Source organism: Spirosoma sp. KNUC1025 (assembly GCF_045160025.1).
Taxonomy (GTDB): Bacteria; Bacteroidota; Bacteroidia; order Cytophagales; family Spirosomataceae; genus Spirosoma.
On record NZ_CP087139.1, the window covers coordinates 3,755,356 to 3,775,668 of the forward strand.

Consider the following 20,313-nt stretch of genomic DNA (forward strand, 5'->3'; position numbering starts at 1 on the left):
ATTAACTAACCGGCATACCCGAATTGACTGTGGCAAATGTGCACAACGACGCTACGTGGTCTTTGCTGCCGTCTGTAACCCAGGAATCCAGCTGCGCAGGGTCTTTCATTTGTTGCCCCCGGTACCTGGGAACTTCAATGTACCCGCACTTTACATCGGTTAGTGCCGACATATCACTCCACAGTTTCTCGATCTGCGCTACCGGATAAATATCTTCCTGGCCGTGTCCCCAGCGGTATTTTACATCTTTAATGGTAACGTAAGTCGGAATCCGGTGTGCTACGCTCCGAACGGCTTTGGCTAGCTGCGCTTCATCGCCAGCTTGTAGATCGTCGCGGGTCAGGCCAAAGAGTTGCAGCAACGGGTCAACCTGAATCCAGGTCGTGTTGGTGTTGTAATAACTCAGGTTCAGCTCATCTTCTTCACGCGGCTGAGCCAGCCCTTCCAGCAGACGGATATGGCCGTTCACCCGAGCCAGTCCACCCCCTCTGTCTTCGATACGACGGGGGACAACCTCAAACGTTAGTACGTTACCCGATTCGAGGTGATAGCCGAGCGCTGCCGGATCGACGTCCGCACCGAGCGTATCGATGTTGTGCAGCATCAACGTTTCCACTTCCGGATGTTGGGCGAGTAGTTTCGCCAGCGTACCGTTACGTAGCAAGTTCGACACTTCATACCAGTGGCCTAGTGGAGAAAACCGTTGGGCGGCAATATTATCGACGTAGTCGGTTCCTTCGCCTTTCGATTTCGCCCAGCCGATCATGGACTGGCGGACAGAATCGCGCACTTTCTGCTTGTTTTCGTCGAGGGTTTCCTGTGGCATTTCTTCCCACATAAACCGTAAATCGCGTTCCATAGGCACAAACCGCTGACCGATCGAGCGCCCCGGCGACAGGTACGTTGATCCCTGATACCCGAAATTGCCTGTCAGTTCCAGCTTTTTCCGGATGGGCTCATGGGTGAGGTAACTTGTGGCAACCAGATGCGGAATCAGCGTACCGTATTTGTCGGCCAGTTTCCGCGTTTTGGCCATGTGTATCTCCAGAAAACTACGATGAACGCCGTCTATTTCGACAAATGGATTAATGGTTTTGATAACGCCAGCCCCTTTGGTCCAGCGGCTACCTACACCAGCGCCCAGACTCAGCACGGCAACCTTCCCCGCCTGAATGGCTTCCTCGCCAGTCTGTATTGACGCGCTTAAGGCTTCCAGCTGCGCAATTTCTTCGGGCAAAACATCCTCAATCGTGGTTTCAGCCAGCAGCCGGTTTCGCGAAAGGCCTATCCGGCCTTTTTGCAGCTCTTCCCGAATTTCTTCGTGCTGGATATAATCAAATCCATTCTCTTTCTTGATCCGGTCCGCTTTCTCATTTTCGACAGTCCGGTTACTTTGCGAAGTTGGGTCTGATACGTTAAACAGATTGCTGACAATGGTTCTCAGTAGGGGATAGGCCAGATTATTCTGTTCGCAATACGTAGTGAAAAAATCGATTTCGGCCCGGCGACCGTAGGGAATGGATGAAGGGTCTTTACGTACCAGCTCCGACATATGAATACCGTAATACTGCTCCGGCATCAGTGCGTCTGTCCCTTCGTGCAGATTTGCCCAGGTTCCTTTATCGTTGATGCTCCAGTTGTACACAACGGGTTCCATGGCAAACGGCAGGGAGTCAGACAACTCATTTTTTGTTTTCCGAAGTATATCCAGCACCTGCATTTTGTAATCTTCGTAATGAGCAGGATTCACAAACATACCCATACCGCCACCCGACATACCCCCCAGCATCAGGAAACCGTAGTAGTCATCGCCGAACTGCTTTTTAGCTTTGGCAATAATCTGTTCCGTAAAATACGTAGATGCCCAGGGAATGATGGTCTTGATTGGGTACTCCCAGTTGCGGGCTGTATTCGCGCCTAATTTCCGGATGTCGCCTTCCTTGATAGCACCCAGTATATTGTCGAAAATCTGATTGGTTTGCTGACGCGCAGCCCATTCCCTGTCGCCCCGGAGCAGGTATTTTTCGGATACCATTTCCAGAATCGGGCCAACATTGGAGGCCATGCCGCCATGCATTAGCACCAGCGAGTTCATGATTTTCTCCTGAATATCGGGATGAACATCTTCGCCCTGCAAGACCCGGTGGCGGGGAAGTAAGGTGCCCCGGCTGATGCCGTACTCAGGATCGCCCTCCTGGGCAAACGTACCCTGAATGGCTTTAATACCCGGCCACACACCGCCGGAATCCTGCCAGCCACCGCCTGAACCACCGATCCACTCGCCCAGAATAGCGCGGGAGGCTACCAGCCGCCGTTCACTTTCTTCCAGACCGCCTTCCAGATTTCGCGTTTGGCCTGTTGCGCGCATCAGCAGACTGATAATCGAGCCTAACAGGTTTGTCGAAACGGCGAATCGGGAACCTTTGGGGATGTCGTTTACTTTCGTGACGAGTTCAATGCCCATTCCGGGCGCCACCACACGCGCCAGTATATCGGCTAGCGACTGATTGGTTCCTTCGAACGAGGGTGGAATCAGACCGGACGCGATCACACCAGCTTTGATCAGGCTCAGGTAATCATTCCCGAAGTTGAAGAGATCGGCCAGGTCGTGAACGTCTTTCGTTGTATTTAGATCGATACTGGTCAGGCGTAGTACAGGTTCTGAAATAACCCGAACGTAGCAATGCAGCGGTGGACGAATGTCTTTGTCGCGACCAAAAACGCCGAGGTCGATCGAAATATTGACTACCCGCGCGCCTTCCGGATAATCCATTCCGAGGAAGAAAATATCAGACCAGCCGCTGTGTGTTAAGTCCATCCGTACGGATGTCTGTTCGTGCAGAATCGGGTAGAAGAGCGAATTGTCGGGCCGCTGCAACAGTTTAGGGTGTATACGAATCGGGTGTTCGGCCTGATGCCCAACGCGAAACATCCACTGATTGCCTTTGCTGGAACGAACACTTTTACGAACCTGATCCGCCAGAATCTGGAACGATAAGTGGTGATAACTATCGGCCAGGGCGCTAAATAACATAGCCGTAGGCCCATTTTTATCAAGATCCTGGAGGAACGTACTGATCGCCTGTTCAAACCGGCGCGACAGCAAGTCTTCAAACCCTGAATACGGAATTTTGCCAATAGCCGGTGTATCGTTGGCTTCCATCAGAAAAAAGCGGAAACCAGCGTATAAAAAAAGAATGGCCCTTACTTTGTCGTATAAGTTTGGCGTTGACTTCCGGAATTCATCCAGTTCGCGCAGCGCTTTTAATAAGTTATTAGAAGATAATTTTCGGCTTAATTCAAAAAAGGATCGATTGCGTATAGTGGGATCAGCAGACGTAATTGTTTCTATGAAAACATTCATATTGCCTGATTTTATGGATATTAAGTATAGGAGTAGGGGTATTTTTTATTGATTCTGAGGATACATTAAATACTCTTGTGGCACGTTGGTAACGATAAAATCAGAATCTAAAACAACCTACTAAACCAGTTGAGCCTTTCGCGTATTTGTTTCAGCCAGGAGTTCGACCATCGATGTCAGGGTTTCGTCATGAGCAACACCCGCCAGCCCCAGTGCGATCTGGGCACGTAGCAGACCATGACGTCCGCTCAGGTCGTAGCGATTACCTTTCACTTCCAGCGCCAGGTATTTTTCCGTGTCGGCCAGTTCCTGCAACGTTGGTGTCAGCAGAATATTCGAACTACCCTGCGCAATTTGCTTCTGTAAAATGTCGAAAACAGTTGGCGTAAATACGTGCATACCAAAGAAGCAGAGATAATAACCGACGCGTAAACCGGGCGTTTGCAGTTCAAGCTCGGCAACGCTTAACGACGGCTTCTCAATAATTTTCTCGATCTGGTACACCCCCGTCATATTGGGTACGTGTTTTCCGGTCAGCGTACCGTACCGGCCTATCTGGTACTCTAGCGTGGGATTAACAGCCGAAACGGAGCAGTTCTCCTGGGTGGCCAGTTCAATTAACTGGGCTGCACAGCGTTTGCTGGTAATGTTCGATACGTACAGATAATCGCCCAGCAATAGCAGAAACGGCTCGTTGTTAACAAAATCTTTGGCACAGTAAACGGCATGGCCGTAGCCAAGTGGCTCCTGCTGTTCGGTGAACTGTACCCGGCTGATGAGATTGTCAATTTTTTCGGCTTCCTGCCTGGCCCAGTCAACATTTTTGTACGATTTGACCAGGTTATCGCGCAATGACGTAAAGGCATTGATATACCGTTCGCCATCGCCGGGTGCGCAAACAACGCAGATTTCTTCAATGCCGCTCAAAAAAGCCTCTTCGGCAATCGCCTGAATGACGGGTTTGTGTAAGCCATCAATATCAATGACCGGGAGCATGGCTTTCTGAATGGTGTCGGCTACCGGATATAATCGTTCTCCGCGGGCTGCTGCGGTAATGACTGCTTTTCTTATTTTCATTTTTGAAGGAGTATCAGCCGTCGAATATAAGAGGACAGAGGTAAATTTATCAAACCTTATCTCCTCTACATTCGCCTGGATAAATAAACATTTAATAATATATAAGTACTTCAGTTGTCAATATTCGGAGAGATATGGTACTTTATGGTTATCGAATAAAAATATATAGTTAACTAGTAACTTACTGTAGACTTATAGCCAGTACAGGCTGTAATCTACGTTTGTTTTGAGTAGCTTTTGACGTGGACTGCGATTATTTGCTGAATTTATTGTCGATCATACACTAATTCGTCAGACACACAGCCTAGCTAATTTATAAGTAATTTGCCAGGCAATATTCTGAAAAATGCTGTCATCTGATCTTCCTTCGAATGACGAGAGCAAGACGCTCGTCGAACGATTAAGCTTTGCCTTACAGGCAGCTGAAGTAGGTACATGGGACTACAATCTGGAAACTGGTGTTGCAGAATGGTCACCTATCTGCAAACAATTGTTTGGGCTTCAGGCAAATACACCCGTAACCGCTGCAATCCTGCTGGCTCAGGTACATCCAGATGATCAGGAACGAGTGAACCAGGCGAACAGAAAAGCGATCAGCCCTGAGCCGGATGGTGAACACAACATTACGTTCCGAACCATGACGAGTGGGGGAGGGCAACGTTGGGTGCAGGCCAAAGGCAACACCTACAGGAATGAACATGGGCAGGTGGTGAGGTTTTCGGGAATCGTTCAGGATGTATCGGCCAGTGTGGAAGCCCGCCAGCAAATTGAAGAAAGCGAGATCCGTTACCGGGCCCTGTCGCAGGAACTCGAAAATCGGGTGCAGCAGCGAACGCAGGAGTTGTTGCAGGCGAACCAGGATCTCCAGCGCTCGAATGACAACCTTCAGCAATTTGCGTACGTAGCGTCGCATGACTTACAGGAGCCGTTACGTAAAATTCAATCATTCAGCACCGTGCTGAATGACCAGTATGGAACCGAATTAGGCGACAGAGGGCGCGATTTACTCCAGCGAATGAGTCAGGCCGGTGCCCGAATGTCGACTCTGATTAAAGACCTGCTGACGTATTCACGCATTGCAACGCGCCAGCAAAATTTTGGTCTGGTGGCATTGGATACTATCATGGCTAACGTATTGAATACGCTGGAATGGGAGATTACGCAGCGTGCAGCACAGATTGAAATCGATGAACTGCCCATTGTGAAAGGCGACAAATCGCAGTTGGGGCAGTTGCTTCAGAACCTGATTTCCAATGCCATCAAATTTACTCCTGCTGACAAGACTCCCCGGATTCAGATTCGGTATGCCCAGCTTGAGTTGGATGAATTACCGGCTCATGTCAGCCCGACCAGTTTCTCGCCAGCTTTTCATCAGATAAGTGTAATCGACGAGGGAGTGGGATTCGACATGAAGTACCTGGACCGTATTTTCCACGTCTTCCAGCGATTGCATGGGCGGAGTGAGTTTCCGGGAACGGGCGTTGGGTTGGCCATCTGCCAGCGCGTCGTCGAAAATCACGGCGGAGCCATTACGGCTATCAGTCAACCTGACCTGGGTGCTACGTTTAATGCATACTTACCCGTATAGATACAGAGGCACGTACGGGCGAATCACTTCTGAAAATCAGCTCATATTGCTTTAAATCAGTAAGTTCAGTTGTTCCTTACTTGCTTAAGATTATTGCATTTAAAATCCCCCGCAGAAGGCGCCGTTGGCATACGAGCAGCGCCTTCTGCGGGGGACTTCACATAATGAAACACTTAGTGTCCCTGCGCCAAATAGGCTTCCAGGTCTTTTTCGGTTATGGCTAATTTCTTTGGGTATTTGGCCACCCACGCTCTGAACTCGCCTTTGATTTTGTCGGACCAATCGCCGTGAATTTCTCCCGAAGGGTATTTGCTCTGCTGTAGCAGCACACGTTCAAATTCGTCGCGGAGGGCCGTCATTTCAGAGGCAGAAACCAATCCTTCAACCAGATGCGCCGGAATAAATACGGTTCCGTATTCATTGGCAAACACAACATCACCGGGCAGTACAGTAACCTCACCAATACGTATCGGCGCATTGATGGAAGTCGGCGTCATGTCTTTTATGTACGACGGGTCATGACCTTTAACCCAGGCATTAAACCCTTTGGTATCTTTCAATTCCTGCATATCGCGAACAGAGCCGTAAAAAATCACGCCCTTACCGGTTTTCCCGTAGATGGCATTCCCCAGGCTCGATCCAATCAGCGTACCATCTTTTATTTTTCCATAGCCATCCGCTACATATACATCCCCTTTTGTCAGTATATCAATCGGCCAGATGTTGATGCCGCCTTTCTGAGAGCGGCCTTCTGCTTTTCCCTGTGCTCTGACCAGGCTGTCGAGGTCTGGTCGGGTAGGCATAAACTGCGCCGTTACTACGCGTCCGGTCATGGTTTCGCCGGGTTTGAGGATTATCCAGTTTTTTTCGACCTGATTCCGGTACCCTTTTTTGCCCAGATAGCCCCAAATCTGTTCCAGCGTACAATTCTGTAAGCGATCCAGAACTAGCTCAGGTACTTTGGGTCGACCATCTGGCAAGCGCTCTCCTTTCCAGTTGGCGGTTAAGGCCGTAACGTATTCGGCTGATGAACCGACCCGCTGGGCCTGTATAGAAACATTTACCGAAACGGTAACGGCTGCTACTAGTAATGCTTTCTTTATCATCGCTTTATTGGGCATTAAGGGTCTTGATGTAGGTTTAGAAAGGATAGGCTAACATTCGCACGGTGTTACGCCTGTAGCGCTAAAAGGAACCAGTTTGCCTTAGCTACTTGTGCTTTGCCAAAATGATACCAGGCCTGAAAAACCATTCGACTCCTCTGTATTCTGTTGGTTGAGTAGATACAGAGGAGCCGAGTGATTACAGCCGAAGCGATTTTTGAGAGGCTGGATACTCTATGAAATAAATGATGCCTTACAGGTTGTGCGTGTCTATTTTAACGTAACATCTTCCCGAAGCATCTGCACCCAGCCTTTGAGCACCTGAGGAGGGGCGTTGCGGTCCACCAGGGCGTAGTGTACCGTGGCCTGATAGTAGTACAGACCACTGGGCAGCTCCACCCCCTCCTTGCTGCGACCATCCCAGGCCAGACTCGGGCTCGTCACCTCATAGACCTTGGCCCCCCACCGGTTAAAGACCACAAACTCGATCTGCTCCACGAATCGGGGACACTTGAAGGGTACAAACTGATCATTCCTGCCATCCCCGTTGGGGGTGAACACATTGGGCAACACCAGACTGGGACAGGCATCATTGCAGACCTTGTTGGAAGGACCACTCTCCAGCCCCCGCTTGCTCACCGCCGTTACGTAGTAACAACCCGATACAGTCGTCAGGCTCCCATGCTCAAACGTAAGCGTGGGGGCGTTGACACTGGTCAGGGCACTGAGCGTATCCTGCCGGTAGCGACCGTAGTAGATCTTGTAGCTGGCAATGTTGGCATCGCAGGTAGGACCCGTAGTGGGCCGCCAGCTCAGCTTGTTGGTGAAGCTGGTCTGATCGCAGAAGCTCTCGGGGCTCAGACTGGCGCAGTTGAGCGAATCCAGGCTCAGCACCGGTGGGCAGGGTTTGGTCGTGTCACCAGGAGAAGCACAGAAAATCTGGCTGTAATTGGTCAGGATGCCCAGTCGGGTGAGTTGGGTGTCGGTATAGCGGCCTCGGGTCATGACCCGGTAGCAGTAGCTCGAATCGGCCGAGAGCACCCGACTGGTGTTGCCGTCGGCCAGGAAGGTATCGCTGCCATCGTCATTGAAGGTGTAGGTGGGGGTGGTGACCTGCACTTCCCGGATTTTGTTAAAGGGCCCATTGGGTCCGCTGCGGCTGCGGTAGATGTCGTGGGTCTGGTTATCGTTGCTCCAGGGGGTGTTGGCCTGCCAGGTGAGGGTGATCTGGCGGTTGGCGGGCGCGGCTGCCAGTCGGACCGAGGAGGCTGGGTCGGTCACGTCGAGCCGGGTCAGCTGACCGTTAAGCGTGTAATAAAATTCAAGCCGGTAACGATAAGCCGAATCCTGCGTATTCAATCCTTTATCTACGTAAAGCGTATCGGCTATACCAGCTTGGATAGTCGTATTGATGGTGGCTATGGTTGTAAAATTTGTGCCAGCCAAACCGGTAGCGCGCTGGAGTCGGTACTGATAAGGTCCCTGCAAATCCCCCGGATTCAGGCCTAGTGGCCGCGTCCAGCGAACCGTGATCTGACCCCGTTGGGTCGACGTACTGTCAACCGTCACCTGGGTCAGTACGGGTGCCAGCAGGGGTAGTTCCAGACAAGCCTGCTGAGAGGCAATACTGGCGCCCCCATTAAAGCCCCCGTTCACATCTGGGTAGAAAGCCACAACTACGTACCCATAACTGACACCCCGGCGCAAACTGCTGGTGTCGGTATAGGTCGTTGCCGTCGAAGGCACTTCCGCAATTTTTGTGTAACCCGCCGGTGGCCCTGTCGTACAGGTTTGCGATTCAACGGGTGAGCAACCCTCTTTTCGGTAGATGCTAATGGTAGTGCCCGGTGATCCACAGGTATACGCATCCCAGCTCAGCTGGATGGCCCGTCCGCCAGCGGTGGCGGTGGCTCTGGCCGTCAGGTTCTTGATCGAGGGACCCACCAGCCGAATCCGGAACGTCTGAAAGGAGACTAATGCCGGAGTGGGTTTAGGCGGTACGTCGGTGACTTTAAAGGTGACATCGTAAGGCTGGTCCCGAATCTGATTACAGTTGGTTTGCCAGCGAAAAACAGCCGTAGCAGGTTGATTCTGGGTCAATCCCCCATTGGTTAGCTGTGCATAGGCAGGCTGAATCAACTCGGCAGGCGTCAGCGGTGTTCCATCGGGCCCGACATTGAATACGCCCCCAAATCCAGTAATAATAACCCGATTGCCATCCGGGTCAGTAGCCGTAACAGGCTGATTGATAAGCGTACCGGCCTCTACACAAAGGTCGGGAATGGGATTGATTAAGGGCCGTTTGTTGGGCGAGTCGGTGACGATGATCTGCATATCGCGGGTGATCTCGCCAATCAACACCCCGTTTCGCCACTCTTCGACGATGAAGGCGAAGTTGTACTGACCTTCCCGACCGGGGGCATCCCAGCAGAGTTCACCCGTAGAGGGGTTGATCGAGAAGGTAGGTGCCCCACCGGCTTCGCTGGACGTACTGAATTGGATAGGATTCTGATAAGCAGCAATATTGAAACCCGTACAGCCTGTTTGCGTAGCACTTGTTTTGGGTATGCTGAGCCGGAAGGCCAAACTGTCGCCGTCGGCATCAAACGCGGCTGGATTGTGGCAGAACTTCTGGCCCACCCGTCCCGAATCCAGCGGAGGATTGAGCATAACGGGCGTCGAGTTGGTCAGCAGAGCCGCATTGATATAAATGGTAGTCGAAACAAAGAATGGAATCGTTTCTGATCGATTCGCCGGAGGGAGATTCAGCGTATTGTTGTTTCGATTGACTACGGTGATACCGATGGTATAGGTTCCTGGCCCAGGGTAGGTATGGATAGTTTTGTAAATGTTGATCGAGGAGGTCCGTCCATTGACGTAGATTTTGGGTAAACGTCTTACCGCCTGTGTTGAGCCATCGCCGAAGCAGATTGTGTATTCATCGGCGCCAGCAGCAGCAGCATCCCGCCCATTTACTTCATCGTAATAAGCCGTGAACGTAACCTCATACGTTAGTGAGGTTTGAGAGATACGTTTTGTGGTGATTTCCCCTGCCCGTACGTGAGTGGCCTGGCTACGTGTAGGCCCAAGCAGTACCCCCAGAAAAAGGCCCCAAAGTCCAAGTGTATAAACGAATCGCATAGAAGTCTCTATTTCTTCTACAACGATTTCGGCGTAGTAAGCGTATTTAAAACGAACCAGAAAAAGCGATAAAAGCAGGCGGAACTATTTACTCCGGTAACTCAAAAAGCTCCACCAGAACCGACAGAGCTTTTTGAGTTAGAACAGGGCGTAACTTAGTGAGCTAGGTTCGACTTCCGTGTTAATTCCTTCCGAACCTTTTCGGCCGCAGCCAGGTCCGTCAGCGTAATGTCGAGTTTATGACGTAGCGTTGGTGAAGCACTCAGAATTTCACTGGCCATTTGAATAAGCGTAGCCGCCGTAGCTGCTCCATCCGCCTTACGTCGATGAACGCGGGAGGCTTTTGATGTAGTTGTATGAACTGTTAACTGGGATAGGTTTATCGACTCCATTTGTTCCTTATTTTCTGTTGTTTACGTTCCATATATAGAACAAAAAATAAGTCGATTTTAGCATGAAAAGGCTGTTTTTTTTGCCATTTTAAACACATATATAAGCGAAAAAATCAGCTCGAATGCAGCAAAAAAATGCGTAGATAAACGCCATTTTCACAGCCTACAAGAAATTATCACCAAACAAGTCAAATGCCGATTTAATAGCTCTGCAAATGCTAAAGAAGTTTGAGTAAAAAATTGAGAAGTAAAATTGATAACAGCAGGGATGTTGTAAAAATGATAGTCCAGGGACCAGGAAGTATCGTTCGTTTTGTCATGGATTAGGAACTTTATTGTATAAGATTCCAAATAAACGTAAATAAAAGGGATTTGGATTCGAATAAATTGGAAAAAGATTATCTTTTTTATTATTATTAATAGGTAAGTGTCTTTATCGTGGAGAATGGGCGTTTATTAATAATCTATGATTTACGTAAAGATTCTTTAAAATCGATATGATATGCATTTTATTCAGTAGGTTTGACTGATTGGCCGGCGTCGGCTGAAACATGATTTTTAACTGGATGAGATGAAACTGGCGGGTTATATCCTTGTTGTTATAGGACTGATCTTAGCCCCGGTAACCCTCCATTATAGTCTACCTAATCTATATTACACGATCAGGCAAACGTTTCCAGTTGCTGGCTTATTAATCACAATTGCGCTGGATATTATCTGTATTTGGGCTACACTTCTGTTAGTCGTCTTATTCGCTCGTTTTCTTCGCTGGATACGTAGATTGTGGTAAGTACCAGTGCCCATAAAAATTGCCGAATTGTCAAGGTGTTGACCGCTAAGAAAATGGCCGACAGGTAAACGGCTTTATTCCATTATGCCTATTAGTATAGCCGTAGGCCGAGCTTAATCAGCTCACTCGTCAGGGCGACGGCACCGAGCAGTAAGGCTAAGCGGGGTTGGCCGGCTCGGTATAGTAAGAAGGCTGAAATCCCAAATAAGGTTAAAGCAAAAATGGAGAGATAAAGCGGGGATAGTCGATGGGCAGAACGGGGAGCTGCAAAATATCCCCATAGCAAAATAGCCAGGATGGGGAGACCAATACCTAACAAACAATTGATAAAAACATGTCGGCTGCTGTGGAAACCTGAGTAAGCAAAGGAGGCAAGCATACTCAGTTCCAGCAAGAAATAGATTGTTTGGTAAATGCCTTTGACGAGTTGCATGGGTACGAGCGAACGGGTTTCATCAATTTGGCCATTTCTCCAAACCAGCGGCTATTCGTAAGGCTCGTTGTACGTCTTCCCAGTAAAAACCGCTTTCGTAGCCTGTAGACAGGCGGTCGCAGGTTTCTAAAAAGTCATTAGCGGCCTCAAAGCGCTGTTGCTCCGGTTTGGGTTGAAGCTCGTCGGGTGTAAACGGTTTCGTTTCCATAGCTAAAGATAACAGATTCGATAGTTGATTGAGCCCGAATTATTCAGCCAAAAAACGCAACGAATGCTTGCTGAACACGTAATGCAGGGCTGCAACCGGAAGATAAACCTAATTAGTTGCAAGCAAAACATACGCACACAAATATTGTTTTTATCTCCGAAATCGCCCAAACTAGGTCAAAGAACTAGTTTGGGCAAACTGGAATCTGGAAACAAAACCACGTGTAATCATGCCACAAGGAGACAAATCGGCTTACACAGATAAGCAGAAACGACAGGCCGAACACATTGAGGAAAGCTATGAAGACCGGGGCTTACCCAACGAGGAAGCTGAACGCCGGGCCTGGGCTACAGTAAACAAAATATCGGGGGGCGGCAAAAAAAGCGGTTCAGGCCGTGGCCATGCCGAAAACAAGGAACCTGTCCATAAAGGCGGGCAAAAGGGGGGCGCAGCTTCAGCATCACGTAGTGCCGAAGAGCGGTCAGCTTCGGCCAGGAAAGCCGCTGCAACGCGTAAGAAAAATGCCGCCAGTTAGCTATTAACGATCGGCAAAGAGACACTGATTCAACAACATAAGCCTCTACGAAGCATAGTTTTAGCTACGTTTCGTAGAGGCTTATGTTGTAAATAATAGGCTGGACTGTAACAGGCACACCAGCACTTAGACTAATGCGTAGCTACCAGCGAAGGATAATCTGTTGAAGTGGTCGGCGTTTCAGATGCTTCAATCCTGTCGACCGATACCACCAGCGTTGCCAGTGCCTCCTTAGACGTACCGTCAATCATAATGACCCAATCTGTTTTAGTAACGCGGTGCGTTTTATGTCCAATTGGGTTATGAACAGGCGTATTGGCAGCCTTTCTGTTCGCTATTGAAATATTGATGGAATCGCCTTCTCTGAAGGTAGGCACGAAGCTGAAATAACCATCAGCAACAATGCTGGCTTCTTTATTCTCAGCCGCAGGTTCATAAAAAATAACCTTAAGCTTCTCCGATTGACTGCTCATGTAGAAATACTGTTAGGATTGATATAACCCTTGCTTAACTGGTTATCGCGGCCAAATGTTATCGACGTATCGTATCCTGAAACAGACGAGGCTGGCTTGCTTCAGTAAACGTTTCGTTAAGTACTACGCATTTAACGAAACGTTTACTCAATAAACTACCGTTTACACAGCATTGACATAGCGAGTCTTATTTTTTCGCGTAGATTCGCGCCCATTATCGGGTGGTTTTGCCGCCCCGTAATTTGGATTTTAACCGGAAGGCAACTCGCTGCTTTCTATTTTAAGATGGGTTAATCTGGCTCCTGCATGAGCTGAACGCCAACGCTGTTCACTAACGTACTTGATGAGTATTTTACGAATTGCCTTTACCCTTTTTTTCTGATACCCGTAACTCTCCAGGCCCAGCGCTACAAACCTGAACTCAGATCGTGGAAATGGACGGCTACCGCTGAAGCAGGCGGTGTCGGTTCGGCGTTTTCTGTTAACATGGAATATATTCCTGTCCAGTTCAAAAAGAGTTTCGTTACGCTTCGGGGCGGAGTTGGTTATCTCGGTGCCCGCTATAGTATGGCTACCCTTCCTCAGTCGCTGACCTGGAACATTTTGCTGAATGGCAAAGTCAATGGTTGCCCTCCGCAGGTTCCCCTAAAATCAATGTTTGCCGAAGTGGGGTTAGGCGGGGCGTACCTCGTCAGCGCCAACACAACAGTCAACTACGTGTATGGACCCATTCTAGGGCTTCGACGGTATTTTCTGTATAATGTACGGACCACTGGTTTCTGGAAAGCGCAGATATGCCCGGTCGTAACGGATCACAAGGTTATTGCCTGGGGCGGTGTCGCCGTCGGTATTGTGCTGGACTAACGTAACGATGTGAAGCCCACTGAGTTTTAGCGCAGTAAGCCAACGGCCTGATTGTTAGCGGAACGGAAGATAAACCTGATCAATATAACGCGTAACGGCTCTCAACGATTTGACGGTGGCCTGTTTCCATCCCCGCAAAACGAGTGGTTCTGGTTTTAATCCGTAAGCCGGATTAACGCCTGAAACGTCTGGAAAATCCCGAGCGTTCAGCGCCTGACGATAGGTAGCGAGTAAGCTTACGATATCCAAAAGCGCTGGCAGTTTAAGGCGATTCTGAAGAGGAAATAAGCCTTCATCGGCGTTGAATAAGCCTTTAAAATTAATGAATTGCAAGGGTTGGTCCTGACCGGTAGGCCCATCGACAAGCCAGCTAGTTCCGGCCTTTCGAAGGCTACGTTCCGATAAATTCCAGAGCGCTACGTGCCAGCCCGGATTACGAACGATGACGACCTCCCGAAAAAACACAGGCACGTGCATAAGCCATAGTTGATCTAGACACATCCCTTCGCAAAAGTTTATATAAGCGCGTTGCCTGACCCGGTCGTCCCACCAGGCCAGCAGTCGATCCGTTTCGGGCGAACGGCGAAAGGCCAGAAAATCAGAAGTATATAGCCCAACGTTCTGAAAAAATTTCTCGTCGGGCCAGTACGTATCCTGAGGATTACGCGTGATAAATGGGGTCAACAGTACGTTAGCTACGGAGAGTTGCTCCCAGATGGGCGCGAGAGCAGCCAGGAACTGAATATTCGGATCGGCGTATAGAATTGAATCAGTCTCGGGATACCGGCGGAAAGCTTCGGCTATAAACAATGGCTTACAGGCTGCCGCAAACTCCGTGGGCGTATACGTTGCCGATAAAGCCGTCAGTTGATCGGCTGGAAGCAGTTCCTCAACGGGTAAAAGTGTATAAGGCGAAACGAACCCGGATGGCAGGTTTGCAGTGGCGTCGGTCAGGCCGATTAATACAGACGCCGGTTTATCAGCAGCGTATTGAACAAAACTGTCAGCCAGTGCGAAAGCCTGGGGCAGTTGACGGATGGTACAGAGAGTTACTAGCACAGTGGACGCAAAACTACGTTATTCAAGAATATCGCCCAAAACGGCCAGGTAAGGAGCGTACCAATTAGCTGAGGCATCCGCATACCGTTTGTAATTGCCCTGCCCCAAACTTTTTAACACCGGCCACACTCGTAGCAGCCGATTGGTCGATAGCGTACTCCGCATGGTAAAATGGGCCAATCGACGACGTAACTGCGAAAAGCCGGGCGAATCAGGTGGAAGGCGACTCGCCAGAAGATGGCCAATATGAGCGAATAACTCATGTTTACTACGTAACGGTGCCAGTTTACCCGCTCGGTTTCGAACAAACCGGTCTTGCAGCCGCACAGCTTCAGGAGCTTCCTGCTCGCGTACGCCTATTTGTTGTTGAGCGTGCGTCCTATAAAGTTGCAGGGGTTGATCAATAAACTGAATCTGGTTCTGTGCTGCAGCTAGCAGCGCCATCCAGCCATCATAAATGTAGCCTGGAATATCGGTCGGAATCGGCAGAGCTGTAGCCAGAAAAGTACGCCGTAACACCATCGCACAGCCCATAACACGGTTGCCATCGAGCAGAACTTCCAGCATCTCGCCCGACTGCCACCGCTCCTGTGCTCGTTTGTCGAAGCGTACCACTTCCCAGAATCGTCCCTGGCGTGTTTCCAGATGCTCGTCTGTTACCCAGGCATCGCAAAAAGCAATCTGCATATCTGGATTCCGTATCATGTACTGCGCCATCGTGCCGATTTTTTCGGGTAGCCAGCAATCATCCTGGTCGCAGATGAAAATTAAATCGCCGGTGCAGGCCGACAGCGCTCGTTCGAAATTTTTGTTGGAGCCCAGCCGCGTCTCATTCTTCAGAATACGTACCGAAAACGGTGCTTCAGTCGCTAATACCTGAATCAATTCGGCCGTCCCGTCGGTCGACAGATCGTCGGAAATAACAACTTCATCCGGTAGTTGTTCCTGTTCGAGCAGACTTTGCCACTGCGCAGGCAGATAGGCTTTGCCATTGTAAGTGCAAAGCGCAATGGAGATCGTCGGTCGGAGATTTGAAGTCATACAAGCACTTAAATTTGATAACCGTAGCGGGCAAAAATAGGTCGCCAGTAGTCCGTTCCGTGAATATTCCAGGCATGACATCCAAACGGCAACTGACCGTGATTGTAATGCTCGATGGCCCATTGGGGAAAAATTCAACCGAGAAATGCAGTGCTTTCCGATAGTTCGGGATACGTAACCGGGGCCAGTAGCGGTTCACTTCAACACTCCAGAACACATCTTCGTGGTACTGATGGGTGTGAATCCCTTCGTATTCGGCAATTTTTGTTTTAAACGGCTCCAGGCAACGTAACATAGCAGGTATTCGTCTGAGCGTCAGACCGCCATTGCCAACCGTATTCAGGCTAATAATTTCACGGGGCGTTACGCCATCCGGTTTTTTCAGATTGAACAGGGTGGCAATGCGCTTCCGAATCATAAAATCAATTCGGTCCATTGTGCCGGTAAAATCGCGGTCACGTAACCAGGGGGCGCCAACGTAATCATACTCCTGGAGACACCAGTAGGCCAGTTCGTCCCGAAACACGAATGCATCCAGTTGATGAATCAATACGTATTCCTGATCGGAAAACGCCTTATAAAATTCCTCCGAGAGCATCAGCCGGTTGTACCCCTGCACATCGGCGAAGTAACTGTCATCGAACGTGCGGGCCTGAATGGTTGGCAAAATCTCGCGGTAAGCCGAAATGTCGAGGGAGTGAGGAGCGGCTAACCAGATCGGATAATGCCCTAACACCCGCACGCACTGCATCAATGAAATGCGCTCATACTCATTCAGCTGGGGTTTGTAAACCGGCAACACTACGTTGACACGCACAAGAGAAGACGGATTCATACAAGTTTGGGTTGGCCTAATTGCTGCTGCACAGCGTCCTGCACCCATGCATACGGCAATTCGGCACAGGGATGACCAAAATCATTCAGAATTTTTACACCTTCTCCCCGTTTGTAACGACCAGAGTAAGGCAGATAGTCCACAAAATCATACAGTTTGCCCAGCAACAGAATGGCCTCAGTTCCCATCGCATTGGCCATGTGGGCAGGGCCACTATCGATTCCGATAAACAAACGGGCCTGCCGGATTACCTCAGCCGTTTCGAGCAGACTCAGCTGGCCGCACAGACTGCGGAATTGATCGGTTTGCCCGCTTACGGTAGGTGTTAGGCCAACCTCGATGACAGGATACGGATACGTAGCAATTAGCCACTGAACGAGTTTGTTCCAGTTTTCGGCGGGCCAGTCGCGCAGTACGTGGCTCGACTGGCAGTGGATAACGATCGGGCCAGCGGGTAACTGCAAGGTTTTGACGCGTTCCCGAACGCTATCCGGAATATGCATCTGCGGGTCGGCCGTAAGGGCGGGTAAGCCTGCTGCCTGCGAAAACATATAGAGCAAATCGCCCCGGTGGTAATAATTATCAAAGGTTAAGCCTATCTGATCGGCAATGGGGTTAATAGGGTCTTCGGGGCAGTATTTACATTTCCGGTGCGAAATATGCAGGTTATACACCTTGTCGTAAATACCGGATTGAAGCAGTTGAACCCGCTCGCCTGGGCATTTTTCGATTAAATAGCCATCCAGATTCGGATTGTATTTGACCAGATCAACAAACGGCTGGCGAACCACCCAGATTATATATCCGTCGGGGTGAAGCCGACGAACCTCGCGCGCTACCGGTTCACAGGCGATGATATCACCCATTTGCTCCGACAGTATAATCGCGATCAGGGGACGATTACCAATGTTACGCTTAATTTGCTTTAGCTGGCGGTATTTGCTGGCGGCTGAGCGATAACGCTCCAGCAGGTGCTTGATTTTATCATACCGATACTGCCATAGTTCCTGAAATCCAGGTCCTTTACCGGTTGCTGCTGAGGAGCCAGGAAGTTTAATGCCAAACCAATTACTCATACCTAACGGGATTCTAACAGCGCAATAACTCGGTTGAAGGGAGATTTCAGCAATTTACGCACCCGCTGATAACGAAGGACTACAGGTGGTTTGATATAAACGCAGGGGTACTGCCGGTAACGATCATTGTGATTAGCCAGAAGCCGCTCGCGATAGAGGTCAAAAAGAGGACGAACATCTGGCCGTTGCTGCTCTGGCCGGTCAACGTAACGAACGGGATTTCCGGCAGTTACCTTACCGGACTGGGCAAATCCATACCGGGTTTGGTATTTCGAAATTTCATCCGGTCGGTCTGGATTATATCCGCTGAAATGGAAAAACTGCAATAAATAAACGTCCGTTGCATCCGGCAGACTACGGGTATTATCCGCTGATGAAGTGATCTGCCAGTCACCAATATTAGTTTGTGAAAAATACCGCTCATGCAGATTCCAGTACGCTACGTTGTAGCCTAAATGGTGCTCAATCAAGACATTGTCGTGATAAACGGGGGCAAAATTCACCCAATGCTGATCGACAAATAGACCCGCACAAAGGTCAATTCGACATTCATATACCAGACGGTCTTTCCACCAGTTGACAAACTGCCGTGCGGTGGGATCATTCCGTAAGCCAATAAAGCCCAGGTTGAAAATGCCCGTGTTCAGATGGTGCTGATCGTTGGGGCGCTCCCAGTCGGGCGTTGGCGAACAGGTATGCGGAGTCAAAACCAGACTATAATTGGTCAACGCGTCATTGAGTTGACGTAGCGGCTGAAAAACTATAATGTCGGGATCAAAGTAAATAACAGCCTTAACTTCCGGGCTCGTTTGATAAAAGTAATCGATGAAAAAGGGTTTGACAGCCGTGTTCAGCTCGGTGATGTCGTACCGATCACACATGGCCGCAAAGTCGGGAATGCCAATCTTGTCTACTTCGAGCATCGGGTATTCCGGCATCAGGTCGGCGGGCAGATTCGCCACACTTAGCTTATCCACCAGACCAATAACGTACTGATAGTCAGGATTGGTCTGCTTCAGCGAATCGCCCAGTGTACGAGCCTGTGCTAAATAATTTATCGAACAGATGGTAAAAGCAAGCGTCATATAGCGGCACGACAGCTATCCGGACAACAGTTAATCCAGACTTACTGACGAGTCAGTTGATAAAACAAAGTTACGAGAGTTTCGACGCTTTGCTGAGCCGGATGTCGTTCCAGAATTTTCTGCCCCAGGCGCAGCCCCATTTTCTGGCGCCGTTCGGGTTGTTGAATCAGGTCAATTACCCGACTGCTCATTGCGTCGAGATCGAGGTAAGGCACTACGTAACCCCCGTCGGTTTCCACCAGTTCGGGAGCACCCCCTGCACCGTCGAAACACACCACCGGTACGTGACACAAACCAGCCTCAAACACCACCAGCGGATAAGGGTCCTCGCGCGAACAAAGGACAAATACGTCGAAATGGCTCATGTACCGTAGTACGTCGGGCGTGGGCGGAATCAGGTGAACGCGCTCCGCCAGACCAGCCTTACGTATGTCCAGGAGTAAATCGTCGCGCAAAGAACCCGGCGGTACGCCCACCCAGACGAAATGGATTGGCGTTGACGATTCGGCCGATTCCCGACCAATCACCTGTCGGGCCAGTGTCACGAATAAATCGTTGCCTTTGCGCCATTCGGCATTGCCGCATCCACCCACAATTTGCGCACCTTCGGGTAAACCCAGCGATTCATAGATATTGGGCTGTTGACGAGCCTGCTGCACATTTCGTTCCAGCGATGGCGTATCGATCAGTGTATAGAGCGTTATGCGAGCCGGATCAAACCCATGCTGTTGCTCATAATACCGGGCCGTTGCTTTCGAAACAGCCAGCAGTTGCGTTGTTCGGTGAAGAAGATAAGCCAGCTCATGGGGCTGAGTATACATCCGAACCGACATGTCGAGCTCATGAACGAACGTAACAACCGGAATTTTCTCCGGGATGTCCAACTGGCCAAACCACCGGCTGCCTGTAACCGTATTGACCAGCACCAGATCGACAGAATCTACCTTTAGTTGTTCCCGCACGTCTTGTTGATGCGCTTTTAACTGGCGGTCATGAAACGTTTGCCAGAGTCCTAATTTACCCAGCACTTTATCACTAATCGCTCCGAGCACGTAGCGGTCGGGTGCTGGCCAGATCGTAACCGGACAGATTGCCTGAAATTCGCTCAGGAGTGGTCCACCATCGCCCAGCAGCAGCCGCATCTGAAAACCCTCTGCTTTCAGTAGCCGCATTAGATTCAGCAGAACGAGTTGTGCTCCGGCCCGGTTGGCATCGTGCCCAATAAGGAGTAAATTTTTCAAGGCAGATA

General features: G+C 49.9%; 17 protein-coding genes. 3 read left to right on the forward strand and 14 right to left on the reverse strand.

The window, feature by feature from the left end; genetic code table 11:
* Position 1: 1 nt before the first annotated feature.
* Positions 2 to 3,364, reverse strand: a complete 3,363-nt coding sequence (locus tag LN737_RS16370) for a UTP--glucose-1-phosphate uridylyltransferase (protein WP_405510863.1) — start codon at positions 3,362 to 3,364, stop codon at positions 2 to 4.
* Between the two features lie 120 nt (positions 3,365 to 3,484).
* Positions 3,485 to 4,441 carry a UTP--glucose-1-phosphate uridylyltransferase gene (locus LN737_RS16375; protein WP_405510865.1) on the reverse strand — a complete coding sequence of 319 codons (957 nt, stop codon included), beginning with the start codon at positions 4,439 to 4,441 and terminating at the stop codon, positions 3,485 to 3,487.
* 346 nt (positions 4,442 to 4,787) lie between these two features.
* Here LN737_RS16375 and LN737_RS16380 point away from each other — a divergent pair, with 346 nt between their 5' ends.
* On the forward strand, positions 4,788 to 6,029 hold the full coding sequence (locus LN737_RS16380) for an ATP-binding protein (protein WP_405510866.1): 1,242 nt from the start codon (positions 4,788 to 4,790) through the stop codon (positions 6,027 to 6,029).
* 173 nt (positions 6,030 to 6,202) lie between these two features.
* Here LN737_RS16380 and LN737_RS16385 read toward each other — a convergent pair whose 3' ends face one another.
* The 5 genes from LN737_RS16385 to LN737_RS16405 all read right to left on the reverse strand — a co-directional run bounded on the left by LN737_RS16385 (position 6,203) and on the right by LN737_RS16405 (position 12,096).
* Positions 6,203 to 7,135, reverse strand: a complete 933-nt coding sequence (locus LN737_RS16385) for an RraA family protein (RefSeq protein WP_405520431.1) — start codon at positions 7,133 to 7,135, stop codon at positions 6,203 to 6,205.
* Positions 7,136 to 7,402: 267 nt separating this feature from the next.
* Positions 7,403 to 10,273, reverse strand: a complete 2,871-nt coding sequence (locus tag LN737_RS16390) for a gliding motility-associated C-terminal domain-containing protein (protein WP_405510867.1) — start codon at positions 10,271 to 10,273, stop codon at positions 7,403 to 7,405.
* A 155-nt stretch (positions 10,274 to 10,428) separates the two neighbouring features.
* Positions 10,429 to 10,665, reverse strand: a complete 237-nt coding sequence (locus LN737_RS16395; RefSeq protein WP_405510868.1) for a hypothetical protein — start codon at positions 10,663 to 10,665, stop codon at positions 10,429 to 10,431.
* An 881-nt stretch (positions 10,666 to 11,546) separates the two neighbouring features.
* Positions 11,547 to 11,888, reverse strand: a complete 342-nt coding sequence (locus LN737_RS16400) for a YrdB family protein (RefSeq protein ID WP_405510869.1) — start codon at positions 11,886 to 11,888, stop codon at positions 11,547 to 11,549.
* 22 nt (positions 11,889 to 11,910) lie between these two features.
* The gene (locus LN737_RS16405) at positions 11,911 to 12,096 is read right to left on the reverse strand and encodes a hypothetical protein (RefSeq protein WP_405510870.1); all 186 of its coding nucleotides are present in this window, start codon (positions 12,094 to 12,096) and stop codon (positions 11,911 to 11,913) included.
* A 229-nt stretch (positions 12,097 to 12,325) separates the two neighbouring features.
* Here LN737_RS16405 and LN737_RS16410 point away from each other — a divergent pair, with 229 nt between their 5' ends.
* Entirely contained in the window at positions 12,326 to 12,631 is a 306-nt protein-coding gene (locus LN737_RS16410) for a plasmid stabilization protein (RefSeq protein WP_405510871.1), read from the forward strand.
* 131 nt (positions 12,632 to 12,762) lie between these two features.
* Here LN737_RS16410 and LN737_RS16415 read toward each other — a convergent pair whose 3' ends face one another.
* Complete coding sequence (locus LN737_RS16415; RefSeq protein ID WP_405510872.1) at positions 12,763 to 13,104, reverse strand: hypothetical protein; 342 nt, start codon at positions 13,102 to 13,104, stop codon at positions 12,763 to 12,765.
* Between the two features lie 486 nt (positions 13,105 to 13,590).
* Between LN737_RS16415 and LN737_RS16420 the strand changes: the two genes are divergently transcribed.
* Entirely contained in the window at positions 13,591 to 13,968 is a 378-nt protein-coding gene (locus tag LN737_RS16420) for a hypothetical protein (protein ID WP_405510873.1), read from the forward strand.
* A gap of 54 nt (positions 13,969 to 14,022) precedes the next feature.
* Here LN737_RS16420 and LN737_RS16425 read toward each other — a convergent pair whose 3' ends face one another.
* Genes LN737_RS16425 through LN737_RS16450 form a run of 6 tightly spaced genes read right to left on the reverse strand, consistent with a single transcriptional unit; the run spans position 14,023 to position 20,305 of the window.
* Positions 14,023 to 15,027 (reverse strand): hypothetical protein, encoded by a 1,005-nt coding sequence (locus tag LN737_RS16425; RefSeq protein WP_405510875.1) that lies wholly within the window; start codon positions 15,025 to 15,027, stop codon positions 14,023 to 14,025.
* A gap of 18 nt (positions 15,028 to 15,045) precedes the next feature.
* Positions 15,046 to 16,068 (reverse strand): glycosyltransferase family 2 protein, encoded by a 1,023-nt coding sequence (locus LN737_RS16430; protein WP_405510876.1) that lies wholly within the window; start codon positions 16,066 to 16,068, stop codon positions 15,046 to 15,048.
* Positions 15,956 to 16,903, reverse strand: coding sequence for a DUF5672 family protein (locus tag LN737_RS16435; RefSeq protein ID WP_405510877.1), 948 nt, complete (start codon positions 16,901 to 16,903; stop codon positions 15,956 to 15,958). The genes LN737_RS16430 and LN737_RS16435 overlap by 113 nt, the downstream gene beginning before the upstream one ends.
* Complete coding sequence (locus tag LN737_RS16440) at positions 16,900 to 17,979, reverse strand: glycosyltransferase family 9 protein (RefSeq protein WP_405510878.1); 1,080 nt, start codon at positions 17,977 to 17,979, stop codon at positions 16,900 to 16,902. The genes LN737_RS16435 and LN737_RS16440 overlap by 4 nt, the downstream gene beginning before the upstream one ends.
* Before the next feature lie 2 nt (positions 17,980 to 17,981).
* On the reverse strand, positions 17,982 to 19,064 hold the full coding sequence (locus tag LN737_RS16445) for a glycosyl transferase (protein WP_405510879.1): 1,083 nt from the start codon (positions 19,062 to 19,064) through the stop codon (positions 17,982 to 17,984).
* Between the two features lie 41 nt (positions 19,065 to 19,105).
* Positions 19,106 to 20,305 (reverse strand): glycosyltransferase family 4 protein, encoded by a 1,200-nt coding sequence (locus LN737_RS16450; RefSeq protein WP_405510880.1) that lies wholly within the window; start codon positions 20,303 to 20,305, stop codon positions 19,106 to 19,108.
* Positions 20,306 to 20,313 lie beyond the last annotated feature (8 nt).

Excerpts from the sequence above, each read along its gene's own strand:
- LN737_RS16370 (WP_405510863.1), bottom strand. The coding sequence starts at position 3,364 with ATGAATGTTTTCATAGAAACAATTACGTCTGCTGATCCCACTATACGC.
- LN737_RS16375 (WP_405510865.1), bottom strand. The coding sequence starts at position 4,441 with ATGAAAATAAGAAAAGCAGTCATTACCGCAGCAGCCCGCGGAGAACGA.
- LN737_RS16380 (WP_405510866.1), top strand. The coding sequence starts at position 4,788 with ATGCTGTCATCTGATCTTCCTTCGAATGACGAGAGCAAGACGCTCGTC.
- LN737_RS16385 (WP_405520431.1), bottom strand. The coding sequence starts at position 7,135 with ATGATAAAGAAAGCATTACTAGTAGCAGCCGTTACCGTTTCGGTAAAT.
- LN737_RS16390 (WP_405510867.1), bottom strand. The coding sequence starts at position 10,273 with ATGCGATTCGTTTATACACTTGGACTTTGGGGCCTTTTTCTGGGGGTA.
- LN737_RS16395 (WP_405510868.1), bottom strand. The coding sequence starts at position 10,665 with ATGGAGTCGATAAACCTATCCCAGTTAACAGTTCATACAACTACATCA.
- LN737_RS16400 (WP_405510869.1), bottom strand. The coding sequence starts at position 11,888 with ATGCAACTCGTCAAAGGCATTTACCAAACAATCTATTTCTTGCTGGAA.
- LN737_RS16405 (WP_405510870.1), bottom strand. The coding sequence starts at position 12,096 with ATGGAAACGAAACCGTTTACACCCGACGAGCTTCAACCCAAACCGGAG.
- LN737_RS16410 (WP_405510871.1), top strand. The coding sequence starts at position 12,326 with ATGCCACAAGGAGACAAATCGGCTTACACAGATAAGCAGAAACGACAG.
- LN737_RS16415 (WP_405510872.1), bottom strand. The coding sequence starts at position 13,104 with ATGAGCAGTCAATCGGAGAAGCTTAAGGTTATTTTTTATGAACCTGCG.
- LN737_RS16420 (WP_405510873.1), top strand. The coding sequence starts at position 13,591 with ATGGAATATATTCCTGTCCAGTTCAAAAAGAGTTTCGTTACGCTTCGG.
- LN737_RS16430 (WP_405510876.1), bottom strand. The coding sequence starts at position 16,068 with ATGACTTCAAATCTCCGACCGACGATCTCCATTGCGCTTTGCACTTAC.
- LN737_RS16435 (WP_405510877.1), bottom strand. The coding sequence starts at position 16,903 with ATGAATCCGTCTTCTCTTGTGCGTGTCAACGTAGTGTTGCCGGTTTAC.
- LN737_RS16440 (WP_405510878.1), bottom strand. The coding sequence starts at position 17,979 with ATGAGTAATTGGTTTGGCATTAAACTTCCTGGCTCCTCAGCAGCAACC.
- LN737_RS16445 (WP_405510879.1), bottom strand. The coding sequence starts at position 19,064 with ATGACGCTTGCTTTTACCATCTGTTCGATAAATTATTTAGCACAGGCT.